The following is a 12,274-nucleotide window of genomic DNA, read 5'->3' as shown; positions in this document are numbered from 1 at the left end:
TTCAGTTGAGCCCCGGTTTAGTAAAAGCCTGTGTGCGGAGTCCTCACGGTCTGGACGGAGCCGCGCTCACTTCGCCGCGAGACGGCGTCCCGCGAGGAGATGGCGCGGAGCCGGCGTCGGGCGAGCCCCCGGCGCCTTCGGGAAGGCGCCGGGGGCTGGCGGGCGCGGGTCTGTCCACGCGGGGGTGGCGCAGGCACGGGCCACAGGGGCGCGGGGGCGTCACCCTCTGACGCACACTCACCGCCGGTCCTACTGGGCGTAGAACGTCGCGTCCGCCTTCGCGGTCGTCGTCTGCGCGGGCTGCGTCACCAGCAGGTGTGCGTAGTGGCGCAGGTAGCGGCCGGGGAAGTTGGACGACTCGAAGGAGACGCCGGCGGCCGGGTCGGCCAGGCCCGGGCGGCGGTGGAAGCTTGCGTCGTTCTTGAAGGTCGCGCTCCCGTCGTTCTTCTCGACCCAGACCTCGTGGTTCTTGTGGCGGAGGTAGTGGCCGGGGAAGTTGGCCGATTCGAGGGAGACGGTTCCGGTGCCGGCCAGGCCGGTGACGACGCGGAACTGGGAGTCCGCGAGGGTGGTGACGTTCGCGTCGATCCTCGCGCGGAACTCCCAGTGCCGGATGAACCGGTCGGGAAGGTTGAACGAGGAGAAGCGGACGGGGGTGGCTCCGTCGGCGACCGGGATGCCGAAGTTCGGGGTGCCGTCGGCGTTCCAGTAGAGCTTCTGGTAGCGGGTGCGGCGGTTGGGGTCGTCGAGCGGGTCGCCGCTGATGTCCTTGTAATTGCGGTCGTGGTAGACGAGAACGTCCGACTTCCCGTCCTCGGACGTGGTGAAGGTGTTGTGCCCGGGGCCGTACTGGCCGGTGGCGGTGTTGCTGGTGAAGACCGGGTCCGGGTTCTTCGCCCAGGAGGCCGGGTTCATCAGCTCGGCGCCCGCGGCAGCGGTCAGCAGACCCAGGCAGTAGTTGCTGTCGGTCGCGCTGGCGGAGAAGCTCATGAAGACCCTGCCGTTCCGCTGGATCACCGCCGGGCCCTCGTTGACCGTGTGGCCGACCGTCTCCCACGCGTGGGTCGGCCGGGAGATCATCACCGGACTGCCGCTGATCGTCCAGGGGTTGGACATCCTGGCCAGGTAGATGTTGGTGCCCGCGCCGACGGCCGGGTCGTTCTGCGCCCAGGAGAGGTAGCGGGTCGAGCCGACGACGAAGGTGGTGGCATCGAGGGAGAAGGTGTCCAGAGGCAGGGCGATGCGGCCCTTCTCCGTCCAGGCGCCCGTCAGCGGGTTGGCCGCGCCGGTCTCCAGGACGTACGGCCGGATCTTCCAGATGTCGCTGGTCGACCCGGCGGCGAAGTAGACGTACCACTTGCCGCCGATGAAGTGGATCTCCGGCGCCCAGATGTGCGCGCCCATCTCACCGCTGGTGTGTCTGCGCCAGATGGTGGTCTCGGCGGCGGTGGAGAGCCCCTGGAGGGTGGTGGCCCGCCGCATGACGATCCGGTCGTACGCCGGGACGGTCGCCGTGAAGTAGTAGTAGCCGTCCGTGTGCTTGAAGACGTGCGGATCGGCGCGCTGTTCGGCGACCGGGTTGGTGAAGGTGACCGCCGGTGAGGCGGGGGCCGCCGCGTGGGCGGGGGTTGCGGTGGTCAGCACGGCCAGTGCGGCGAACAGTGCCATGACCATCCTGGTGATGTCGCGTCTCACGGTCTTCCGCTCCTCCGTCACGGCGCTCATGCCACCGGCTTGAGCTGCCACTGCTGGCAGGCGTTGTTCAGCCAGGTCCACTGGCGTACGTCGGCGCCGTTCGCCGTGCCACAGTCGGCGACGTCGGCGACCTTGCCGCTGTTCTCGTTGACGATCCGGACGTGGTCGCCCGAGGCCGTGTGCACGAGCCGGAACTTCTGGCAGTTGTTGTTCAGCCACGACCACTGCCGCAGATCGGCGCCGTCGGCGGTGGAGCAGGCGGCCGTGTCCATGACCTTGCCGGTCGCGACGTTGACGAGCCGGCTGGTGTCGTTGCCGAGGTCCTCGATCCGCCACTTCTGGTGGGCACCGCCGTTGCAGGTCCACTGCGCGATGTTCGTGCCGTCCGCGGTGCCGCCGCCCGCGACGTCCAGGCACTTGCCGCTGTTGCGGTTCACCAGCGTGTACGCCGCCGGTGTGGCCGCCGTCTCTCCGGACGGACCGGGCAGGGTCGTGCCGAGGGCGACCGGGGCGCCGAAGTCGGGGGTGCCGTCGGCGTTCCAGGTGAACTTCTGGGCGCGGGTGGTACGGCCGTTGTCACAGCCGTCGGAGGCCGAGTCGTTGGCGTGGTAGACGATCCAGTTCTCGGTGCCGTCGGGGGAGGTGAAGAAGCCGTTGTGGCCGGGGCCGTAGACCCCCGCGGAGTCGTTCCGTGAGAAGACCGGCGTGGGGTTCTTGGTCCACGAGGAGGCCAGCAGCGGGTTGCCGCCGGTCAGTTCCAGCCGGCCGAGCTTGTAGTCCGGTCCCCAGCAGGCGCTGGCGGAGTAGACGACGAACGTCCTGCCGCCGCGGTAGAGCGGCTCGGGGCCCTCGTTGACCGTGCCGCCCTGGGTCTCCCAGCTCAGGGTGGGGCTGGAGATGACGGTGAAGGTGGAGCCGCTGACCGTGTACGGGTTGCTCATCGGGGCGATCACCAGACTCTGCTTGCTGCCGTTGACGGAGCCGCTGCCGAGCAGGTACAGCTTGCCGCCGTGCCGCAGCACGCTGGCGTCGATGAGCCAGCCCCCGGGGTTGAGGTTCGATCCGGTGAGCTGGTTCTTGTAGGTGTACGGGCCCATGGGATCGCTGCCCGCGCTCTCCAGGACGTGGGTGCGCTGGGAGTCGCAGCAGGGGACGCCGCTCTGCCCCGCGGAGTAGTAGAGGTACCAGCGGCCGTCGACGAAGTGCAGTTCGGGGGCCCAGAAGTTGGTGTCGCGGCTGGGGGTGGAGTCGCTCCAGACCTGGACGCTGGGGGCCGTGGACAGACCGGCCAGGGTGGGCGACTTCCGTATGGTCAGCACGCCGGTGAAGGACGTGGTGACGAGGTGGTAGTGGCCGTTGTAGTACTCCAGCCAGGGGTCGGCGCCCTTCTGCGACTTGACGGGGTTCGTGTACGGACGTCCCTCGGCCGCCGCGGCCGGCTGCGTGGCGACCGGTGCGAGCATCACGAGCAGCGCTGCCATGAGGGTGATCCAGGAGCGGGTGCGGAACAAGGCGGGTCCCTTTCGACAGTCGGCAGCCGGTAGCGGACTGCCACCGGTCGAGGTGTTCGACATACCGAACGTCGTACGTAACTTCGACCAGACCCTAGGCATGCGCCCTGTACACGTCAACGGTCGGGACAGTATTTCCGTGACCCGCACGGCCCACCCGCGCATGCCGCCCCCCATTGGCCGCCCGAGGATGTGGAGATGGACGTCACCGAAGTACTGCTGCCCGGCGTGGGCCTGCGTTACGAGTTCACCAGCCGCAAGGGCGACCGGGTGAGCGTGGTGGCCCGGCGCACGGGCGACTTCGAACTGGTCGTCTACGAGGGTGAGGATCCGGACGAGGGACGGTCGGTGCTCCAACTCGACAGCGAGGAGGCCGACACGGTCGCCGAGATCCTGGGCGCCCCCCGGATCGCGGAACGGTTCGCGGACCTGACCAAGGAGGTGCCGGGCCTGGTCTTCGGGCAGGTCGAGGTGGACTCCGGCAGTGCGTACGACGGACGGCCGCTGGGCGCGACGCGCGCGCGGAGCAGGACGGGGGCGTCGATCGTCGCGGTGGTACGGGGTGAGGAGGTCATCGTCTCGCCCGCCCCGCAGCAGGTCCTGCGGGGCGGGGACGTCCTGGTGGTGATCGGCACCCACGAGGGCATCGCGGGCGTGAAACAGATCATCCGGGGCTGAGCGGCGTGCGTACGCCGGTCGCGCTGCTTCTGGAGCTCGGCGTCATCCTCGCCGCGCTGAGCGTGCTGGGCGCCGTGGCACGGCGCTTCACCCTCTCGCCCATTCCGCTGTACCTGCTGGCCGGGCTCGCCGTGGGGGAAGGAGGTATCGCTCCCGTCCCGGCCGCGGGCGAGTTCGTCGAGACCGGCGCCGCCATCGGCGTGATTCTCCTGCTGCTGGTGCTCGGCCTGGAGTTCTCGCTGCCCGAGTTCTCGGTCAGCGTGCGGCGGCACGTACCGTCCGCGCTGGTCGACGTGGTGCTGAACGCCACTCCCGGCGCGGTGGCCGGATGGCTGCTCGGCATGGACGGCATCGGCATCCTGGCGCTGGCCGGGGCCACCTACATCTCGTCGTCGGGGATCGTCGCCCGCCTGCTGTCCGATCTACGCCGGCTGGGCAACCGGGAAACCCCGGCGGTCCTGTCCGTGCTGGTCCTGGAGGACTGCACCATGGCCCTCTACCTGCCCGTCCTGGCCGTCCTGGCCTCCGGCGGCGTGTGGTGGCAGGCGGTCCTGGGCGTCCTGGCGGCGGTCGGCGCGGTGCTGGCCGCGTTGACCGTCTCCTTCCGATGGGGCCATCACCTGGGCCGGCTCGTCGCCCATCCCGATGCCGAGCAGCTGCTGCTGAGGGTCCTCGGCCTCACCCTGATCGTCGCGGCGCTCGCCGAGCTCGTCCACGCCTCGGCCGCGGTCGGCGCCTTCCTCGTCGGCCTCACCCTCACCGGGGAGACCGCCACCCGCACCCGCGCCGTGCTCAGCCCCCTGCGAGACCTGTTCGCCGCGGTGTTCTTCCTGGCCATCGGACTCTCCGTGGACCCCGCCGACCTGCTGCCCATGCTCCCCGCCGCGCTCGCGCTGGCCGCCGCCACCCTGGTCACCAAGGTCCTCACCGGCCGGTACGCCGCCGCGCGCGACGGAGTGGGCCGACGTGGAAAGTGGCGTGCGGGGACCGCCCTGATCGCCCGAGGCGAGTTCTCCCTCATCATCGTGGGCCTCGCCGGCACCCTGCACGACCCCCTCGGACCCTTGGTGACGTCGTACGTGTTCATCCTGGCCATCGCCGGGCCCCTGCTCACCCGCCTGCCTTCGGCGCGGGCGGGCCCCACCGCCGACGCCCGGGACGGCCAGACCGCGGAGCCCTGATCCGGCCTGATCCGAACGAGCCCCTGGGGGCACACACAAAGGCAGCCCCGGACGTGTGTCCGGAGCTGCCCAGTGGGCCGGTCCCAGCGCTCAGAGCAGGCCGCCGCCGAGGAGCCCGCTCAGGATCCCGCCTTCGTTCGACGAGTCGGCAGCGGCCACACTGCCGGCGGTGCCGTCGCCGCAGACCTGCGACACAGCCGCGGCCTGCGCCGGGCCGGTGCCGAAGAGCGTGATGTTGATGTGCGACAGGTTGATGAGGCCGGACGAGTCGTTGCTGATCTCCACCCGCTGATCGCAGCCGGAGCCGTTGCCTTCCCCGGCGCTGTGGGCGTTGGTCGCGGAGGCGACGGAGGCCCCGAACATCGTGACACTCCCGACCATGGCAGCCACGAGAGCAACCTTGCGAAGCTTGTGCACTACATCTCCACTTCCGTCAGAGTCGACGTGATCCGTTGTCGAGCAACTCGTGCGTAGGGGACGTTAGGCGCGATTTGCACCTTTTGCCCATAAACACGCCGAGCCGATCCGCGCAACTCCGAGACCACCACCCGTGTGACCCAGCCCCCAGCGCCTGGTTGCCGCCCGGGTCCGGACCTCTCGCCGTGGGGCTGTCAGCCGCGCCTCCCCGGGACCTCCTTGATCGCGTCGACGAACGCCCGCTGCATGATCGCGTGGGTGAAGACGACGGTGCCGGGCTTGATGAGTTCTCCGTCCGCGGTGCCCTTCTCGACCTGGACGGTCCGCTCGCCGAGGAAGGTGAGGGTCTTGCTGTCGAAGATCCACTCGGTGCGCCGGCCGCTGGTCTCGTCGAGCCGGGCGACCGCGACACCGCTACGGCCCGCGGCATCGGTCGCGCCGTTCACCGACACCACTCCCGGGATCTTCGCGGCTGCCTTGTAGAGCGCCGCCGTGAGCCGCGGCGAGGGCCAGCTCTCGGTGAGCAGATCACCGATGGTGGTGAATGCCTGCTGGTCGGGCCCGTTGCCCTGCCCCTCGGTCTCCTTGTAGATCTTCCGCAGCAGGGCGTCCGGGTCGGTGGGAAGGGCCGCGAGGTAGTCGTGGGAGGGTGCGCCGAGGTGCGGAGTCGGAACGTTGCCGTTCTCGTCGGTTCCCTCGAGGGTGATGCCCTCAGGGCCGGTGTTGCCGGGCTCGATCAGCCACCCCTTGAGGCCGTCGGGTGACCTCCAGGACTGGCGGGTGTGGAGGGGGTCGCTGACGACGGACGCCTTGCCGTCGACCGTTTTGACATGCGTGTTCGCCGTCTTCGTCTCGATGTAGATGTACTGGCCCGCGACCGGGCGAGGCGCGCGGGTGTCTGCCGCGGCGAGGGAGATGCGGTCCAGCAGCGGCCGCGCCCCCCGGGGGTCCGCGGCACCGATCTCGGTGGTGAGGAGGGGCCCGCTCGCGCGGTTGTCCTCGCGGTCGTCGGCGTCCCCGGGCGTGAGGAGAAGGACGCCGACGGCCAGGGCGCCGACGAGAGCGGTCGCGGCCGGCAGGAGGACCGCCCTGCGCAGGAAGGCGTTGCGCGGGCCGGGCGCCGGCTCGACCCCGGCGTCGGAGAGGCGGTCGTGGTGGATCTGGCTCATCAGGCGCTCCTTGTGGAACTGGTGGCGGCCCGCGGGAAGATCGCGTTCCTCGAACGTCGGGACCTCTCCGGTCTGGTGCGTGCCGACCGGACGGTGCTGGGCGGGGTTGGCGTTCATCGGATTCCTTCCTGTGCGGGCCGGACCGCGTTCGCGCGATCACCTGTTGTCTGTCTCCGGCGGGCAGCGGGTTCCCGATCTCTCCGTTCCAGTTCCGTGGCGGCGAGTCTGCGCAGCCGGCCGCGGGCGCGTGAGAGGCGGGAGCGGACGGTACCGACCGGGATGCGCAGCGCCTGCGCGGCTTCGGTGTACTCCAGCCCCTCGTGCAGGCAGAGGACGAGGACCTCTCGTTCGGTCCTGCGGAGCTTGCCGAGCGCGGTAAGGGTGGCTTCGATACGGCGCCGGTCGTCCAGCCGGCCGGCGACCTCGTCGGCCGGGTCGGGCAGCTCGGCGTGTGCTGCGCCGGTCGCCATGTACGCGGCGACCGCGGCCCGGTAGCGGCGGTTGCCGCGTACGTGGTTGCGGGCGACGTTCGTGGCGACGCCGAGGAGCCACGGCCGGAGCGACCCTCCTTCGGGGTCCACCGTGTGACGCAGGCGCCACGCCTCCATGAAGGTCGCCGACATGACGTCCTCCGCGACCGACCAGTCTCCGGTCAGGCGAAAGGCATGGTTGTAGACGCTCTTGGCACAGGAGTCGAAGAGCTCGGCGAAGGCCGGGGGGTCCCCGGCCCGGATACGTGCGCGCATTTCAGTGGTCACAACTCTGGACTGTCCGGCCGGCCGCAGGGGTTCCCGTGACCCACGTCACGATCGCTCTGCCGTGCGGGGTGTTCGCGATCGATCGGGCCCTTCGGATGATCCAGGGGCTCAGAATGGGGCGATGGACCATCACTTCGTCGGCATCCCCGAGCTGACCGGCGTTCCCCGAGTCGCTGTCGTCATCGACGTCATGCGCGCCTTCACCGTGGCTGCCTGGGCCTTCTCCCGCGGGGTCGAGAAGATCGTCCTGGCCTCGACGGAGAGCGAGGCGCTCGCCCTGAAGGAGAGCCACTCGGGCTGGCTGGCCTTGAAGGACGGGGCGCCGGCCGAAGGCTTCGACGCGGTGAACTCACCCGGCTTGCTCAGGTCACGCGATTTCGCCGGCCGCACCCTGGTGCAGAAGACGACGGCGGGGACCGTGGGCGCGCTGGCCGTCGCGGACGCACCGCTGGTCCTGTGCGCGAGCTTCGTGGTGGCCGGCCCGACCGCGCGGTTCCTTCGGGCCAAGGGCTCCGGCCCGGTGACGTTCGTTGTCACCGGCGAGGGCGGCCGGGCCGACGAGGACCTGGCCTGCGCCGAGTACATCGGCCGGTCCATGGCCGGAGGCGATGTCGAGCCGGCCCCGTACCTCCACCGCGCGAGGACTTCTCGCGCCGCGGCCGATCTTGCCGCTGGGCTGCGGAGCGGATACCACCCCGACGACGTCGATCTCTGCTTGGAGGTCGACAGGTTCCCCTTCGTGATGACGGCCTGCCGGGAGGAGTCCCTCACGGTGCTCCGCCCCGTTGCGGTACCCGACGTACCCGGCAACCATGATCAAGCGTGTTCCGTGGCATAAGAGTGATCGCGGGCAGCCGCACGTGATGCCGACGGGCCGAATGGCTAGGAATGAACAGGCCCCTGATTCCGCATTGTTCGCCCGGCTCCTTCGGGGGTACCCGACCGTACCGTCCCCCCAGAGGAGGCCTGGATGACATTCAATCCGCTGCAGGAACGCGGTATCCCGCTGGACCGCCAGATCAGGAACTGGCGCGAGCTCAACGTCACGCCGATCGACCCCGACCACTGCGACCCCTACACCCGGTGCCGCATCATCACGATGAACGGCATCGAGGTCGAGGCGATCCTCTTCAGCCACAACCTCGCCCGCAACACCGTGGACCCGGAGGTCAAGCGGCAGCTGGCGCAGACGCGGTACATCGAGGCGCAGCAGCAGAAGGTGGTGAACTGGCTGCTGCCCGGCGTGTCATCGGTCCTGGAGACCACGATCGCCTACGAGCAGGTGGCGGTCGACCTCACCGCGTGGGTGGCCCGCATGGAGCCCGACCCGTACCTGAAGCAGGCGTACCAGTTCGGTGTGCTGGAGGACTTCGACCACCTGTACCGGTACGCGAACCTGTACGAGATGATCGAGCACCGCAAGGCCGAGTCGATCGTCGACAACCTCGACGAGGTCATGCCGGGGCGGCCGACGAAGTACCACCATCGTCACCCGTTCGACAACGTCCGCGACCCGTACGACCGGGACGCCACCAACCCGCTGTCGAAGCTGCACGCGCTGACGATCCTGTCGGCGGAGCAGCAGACGATGAACTTCTACATGAACACCGGCCCCACCTACATGGAGCCGATCGCCCGCCAGTTGTACCAGGAGATCGGGCTCATCGAGGAGGAGCACGTCACCCACTACGAGTCGCTGGTCGATCCGGGGGAGACGTGGTGGGAGCAGCTGGTCAACCACGAGTACAACGAGTGCTACCTCTACTACTCCTTCATGGAGCAGGAGAGCGACCCCAAGGTGAAGGCCGTCTGGGAGCTGCACCTGAACATGGAGCTGGAGCACCTGCACCTGGCCTGTGATCTCATGCGCCGCCACGACGGCCGCGACCCGGAGTCCGTGCTGGCCCCCGAGCTGCCGAACGTGCTGACGTTCGAGCCGAACAAGGCCTACCTGCGCGAGCTGCTCGGCACCCAGATGGACCTCACGACCCTGGGCGCCGGCTATGTGCGGGAGGCGCACGAGCGCTTCGAGCAGATGCAGGCGCAGATCCACGGTGGGGAAGAGCCGCCGAGCGAGCGAGTCATGGCGCAACACGACGAGATGTTCGGACGCGAGTACCGCGTCGAGACCGAGGGCGAGCACCCCGACCCGGCCATGCGCGAAAAGTAGGAGGCCAAGACGTGACCCGTACCCACACCCCCATGGCCGGTGACGACAACGCCGCGGACGACGACGTCGTGGCACTGCTCATGCGCCAGCACGGTGACATCCGCAACCTGTTCGACGAAGTCGAACAGAGCGAGGGCGACGAGCGGCGCGACGCCTTCCGCCGGCTGGTCCGGCTCCTCGCGGTGCACGAGACCGCCGAGGAGGAGGTCGTCCATCCCTTCGCGCGCCGCGAGCTCCCGGGCGGTGAGCAGGTCGTGGCGGACCGCCTCGCCGAGGAGAGGGCCGCGAAGGAGGCGCTCGCGGCACTCGACGACATGGACACCGACGACCCGAAGTTCCTCCCCCGGCTGCTGACCCTCCGGGCCGACGTACAGGAGCACGCCCGGGCGGAGGAGCGCTACGAGTTCATCCACATCCGCCGCAGCAGCGATGCGGCGAAGCTGGCCTCCATGGCCAGGGGCGTGAAGGCCGCGGAGGCGATGGCGCCGACCCGGCCGCACCCAGGTGTGGAGTCAGCCGCCGCCAACGTCGCCGTGGGCCCGGTGGCGGCCCTCATGGACCGTACGAAGGACGCGGTCCGCAAGGCCATGGGCAAGGGCTAGGTGTATTGCCCCGGGAGGTCGTGTCCGGAAAGTCTCGCCTGGTCTGCGGGCTTTCCGGACACTCCCCAGGACCTCTCGTTCGGATGACGCCGGGCTCGCCGGCCCTGGCACCCACGGCGGGCGAGCCGGTCACCGGCGATCCCGGTCCCGCGAGGGCCGGGATCGCCGCTTTGATCCGGTCGGCTCTCCCGCGAGGTGAGGCGTCACCGGCACGCCGGTGGGCCGGGTCCACGGACGAACCGCGGCACCTCTCGGTCACTCACTTCGCGTCACTTTGTCCATGAGTCCGCTGTAGGCCAGTTGGAGCGCGTCAGCGCCGGCCACGGACGCCATGACGGCCATCGCGGTCCGCGTCGCCCGGGGCCACAGGCAGCGCCCCGCGGTCAAGGTGGTGCTCACCCAGAGACTCATGCAGAAGGGGCAGGTCAGCAGCTCGCCGACCGTGTGCCGCAGCCCGTGGCGCGGTCGTTCGCTCACCTCGGCCGGCCCCTGTGTGCCCTCGTAGGTGGTGAAGGGGGTCCGCAGCGGGCTGGTCACCGCGCCTTTCGTCAGGAGGCGGCTGAGCCGGAAGGTGGCGACCGCGGTGAGGACGATGTCCTGTGCGTCGTGCCGCTCCGGCGGCCCACCGTAGCGTCGGATCAGGGCCGCCCAGCCCGCGGCGTAGGTGGCATAACCCGCCAGCGCCATCGCGTAGCCGCCCATGGGCCGCTCGTCGGCTTCTCCGTCGGCCCTTCGTGTGTCCTGTTCCGCGCCCATCGGCACCCCTTTCGTCGTCCGAGTGCCCGAGTGCCCCCTGCGGCAGCGGTCAACCCCGCACACACTCCTCTTGACCAGTGCCGGCGAGAGCCCTCGGGCATCGAGCGCGCGCCTCGGCTCAATGCGTCCGTACCCGTCGCACCACGCACGCCGCCGCGCAGGCCAGCACGGTGGCGGCGGTCAGCCGGCGCATCGCGGTACGGCGGCGTCCGCCCCACCCGCCATGGGCCGCGCCGGTGCCCGGAGCCGGCACGTGCAGGTTGCCGTGACCGGCCGGGGCGGGCTCCTCGCGGGACAGATGCTTCTTGTCCACCTGGCCGGCCATCATCCGCTCCGCCATGCCCGGCATGATCCTGGACTCCAGGACCATGGAACGGCCCATGGGCCCGACCACGACTTCACGACGCGGCACACGCACCAGGTCCACGATGGTGCGTGCCACGCGCTCGGGGCTGTAGACCGGGGGCATCGCCAGCGGCTTGCGCCCGGTGTAGTTCGCGGCGTGCTCGAACAACGGTGTGTCGATGGTGGCCGGCAGCACCGTACAGACGTGGATGCCCTTCTCCTTCTCCAGCCGCAGCTCCTGGCGCAGGCTCGCGCCCAGCGCGCGGACGGCGTACTTCGACATGCCGTAGGCGTGGGTGTACGGCTGGCTGACGACGCCCACGATGGAGGAGACGTTGATCAGTGTTCCGCCGCCCTGCTCGCGCATGACCCGCAGGGCGGCGCGGGCGCCGTGCACGTACCCCATGACGTTGACGTCCAGGACCTTGCGGAAGTCCTCCAGTGGGGTCTCCTCGAAGGGGCCGAACACGGTGACGGCCGCGCAGTTGACCCAGACGTCGACGCGGCCGAAGCGCCGCACCGCCCGCCGGGCCAGATCGTCGACGGCTCCCGGGTCGGTGACGTCGGTCGGTACGACCAGTGCCTGCGCGCCGCGGTGGCGTTCGCACTCCCGCGCGACCGCCTCCAGGGCCTCCGCGCGCCGCGCCGCCAGGACGACGGAGCAGCCCTTGCGGGCGAAGGCGAGGGCGGTGGCCCGCCCGATGCCGCTGGAAGCACCGGTGACGACGACCACGGAATCACGCACTCGCATGGAGAACCCCTTCCTCACGCCATGTCCGATGAGTCACTCAACCACCGGATCGGCTGCCCCACCCCTCGGCGGACGCCCTTCGGGTGCCTCCTCACGCCACCCGCGGTCGCACGGCACGGCCCCGGTGGTCCGGAATGGCGGTGCGATCACCGGCACACCGCCCGTTCGGTGCAGACGACGGGTCATCCCTCCGGTGGGGCAGGAGCGGAATGAGGGATTCGCGGCCGGAATCGGGTAGCCG

The 12,274-nt window shown here is 70.1% G+C and carries 12 protein-coding genes; 5 read left to right on the top strand and 7 right to left on the bottom strand.

Annotated elements, in window-relative coordinates:
• Positions 1-249: 249 nt before the first annotated feature.
• Together ACWDX6_RS13585 and ACWDX6_RS13580 are read right to left on the bottom strand one after the other, a co-directional pair.
• Complete coding sequence (locus ACWDX6_RS13585) at positions 250-1,668, bottom strand: family 43 glycosylhydrolase (RefSeq protein WP_451485169.1); 1,419 nt, start codon at positions 1,666-1,668, stop codon at positions 250-252.
• Between the two features lie 53 nt (positions 1,669-1,721).
• Positions 1,722-3,176, bottom strand: a complete 1,455-nt coding sequence (locus ACWDX6_RS13580; RefSeq protein ID WP_451485168.1) for a family 43 glycosylhydrolase — start codon at positions 3,174-3,176, stop codon at positions 1,722-1,724.
• Between the two features lie 228 nt (positions 3,177-3,404).
• Between ACWDX6_RS13580 and ACWDX6_RS13575 the strand changes: the two genes are divergently transcribed.
• Positions 3,405-3,884: a cation:proton antiporter regulatory subunit gene (locus ACWDX6_RS13575; RefSeq protein WP_451485092.1), complete on the top strand. Its 480-nt coding sequence runs from the start codon at positions 3,405-3,407 to the stop codon at positions 3,882-3,884.
• A 5-nt stretch (positions 3,885-3,889) separates the two neighbouring features.
• Complete coding sequence (locus ACWDX6_RS13570) at positions 3,890-5,065, top strand: cation:proton antiporter (RefSeq protein WP_451485091.1); 1,176 nt, start codon at positions 3,890-3,892, stop codon at positions 5,063-5,065.
• Between the two features lie 90 nt (positions 5,066-5,155).
• Here ACWDX6_RS13570 and ACWDX6_RS13565 read toward each other — a convergent pair whose 3' ends face one another.
• The 3 genes from ACWDX6_RS13565 to ACWDX6_RS13555 form a co-directional block, all read right to left on the bottom strand.
• Positions 5,156-5,455, bottom strand: coding sequence for a hypothetical protein (locus tag ACWDX6_RS13565; RefSeq protein WP_451485090.1), 300 nt, complete (start codon positions 5,453-5,455; stop codon positions 5,156-5,158).
• A 221-nt stretch (positions 5,456-5,676) separates the two neighbouring features.
• The gene (locus ACWDX6_RS13560; RefSeq protein WP_451485089.1) at positions 5,677-6,768 is read right to left on the bottom strand and encodes a CU044_5270 family protein; all 1,092 of its coding nucleotides are present in this window, start codon (positions 6,766-6,768) and stop codon (positions 5,677-5,679) included.
• Positions 6,765-7,397 carry an RNA polymerase sigma factor gene (locus ACWDX6_RS13555; RefSeq protein ID WP_451485088.1) on the bottom strand — a complete coding sequence of 211 codons (633 nt, stop codon included), beginning with the start codon at positions 7,395-7,397 and terminating at the stop codon, positions 6,765-6,767. The genes ACWDX6_RS13560 and ACWDX6_RS13555 overlap by 4 nt, the downstream gene beginning before the upstream one ends.
• Before the next feature lie 133 nt (positions 7,398-7,530).
• Here ACWDX6_RS13555 and ACWDX6_RS13550 point away from each other — a divergent pair, with 133 nt between their 5' ends.
• The 3 genes from ACWDX6_RS13550 (at position 7,531) to ACWDX6_RS13540 (ending at position 10,181) form a co-directional block, all read left to right on the top strand.
• Entirely contained in the window at positions 7,531-8,247 is a 717-nt protein-coding gene (locus tag ACWDX6_RS13550; RefSeq protein WP_451485087.1) for a 2-phosphosulfolactate phosphatase, read from the top strand.
• 132 nt (positions 8,248-8,379) lie between these two features.
• Positions 8,380-9,579: a hypothetical protein gene (locus ACWDX6_RS13545; RefSeq protein WP_451485086.1), complete on the top strand. Its 1,200-nt coding sequence runs from the start codon at positions 8,380-8,382 to the stop codon at positions 9,577-9,579.
• Between the two features lie 32 nt (positions 9,580-9,611).
• Positions 9,612-10,181 (top strand): hemerythrin domain-containing protein, encoded by a 570-nt coding sequence (locus ACWDX6_RS13540; protein WP_451485167.1) that lies wholly within the window; start codon positions 9,612-9,614, stop codon positions 10,179-10,181.
• A gap of 255 nt (positions 10,182-10,436) precedes the next feature.
• Here the strand turns inward: ACWDX6_RS13540 and ACWDX6_RS13535 are convergent, their stop codons facing one another.
• Both ACWDX6_RS13535 and ACWDX6_RS13530 read right to left on the bottom strand, forming a co-directional pair.
• A complete protein-coding gene (locus tag ACWDX6_RS13535) occupies positions 10,437-10,937 on the bottom strand; it encodes a DUF1360 domain-containing protein (RefSeq protein WP_451485085.1) in 501 nt (166 codons plus the stop codon).
• Positions 10,938-11,055: 118 nt separating this feature from the next.
• Positions 11,056-12,033, bottom strand: a complete 978-nt coding sequence (locus ACWDX6_RS13530; protein WP_451485084.1) for an SDR family oxidoreductase — start codon at positions 12,031-12,033, stop codon at positions 11,056-11,058.
• Between the last annotated feature and the right edge of the window lie 241 nt (positions 12,034-12,274).

It is taken from the genome of Streptomyces sp. NPDC003027 (genome assembly GCF_053591435.1).
The sequence above is the reverse complement of the archived record's forward strand: the minus strand, read 5'-3'. Positions and strand labels throughout refer to the sequence as shown.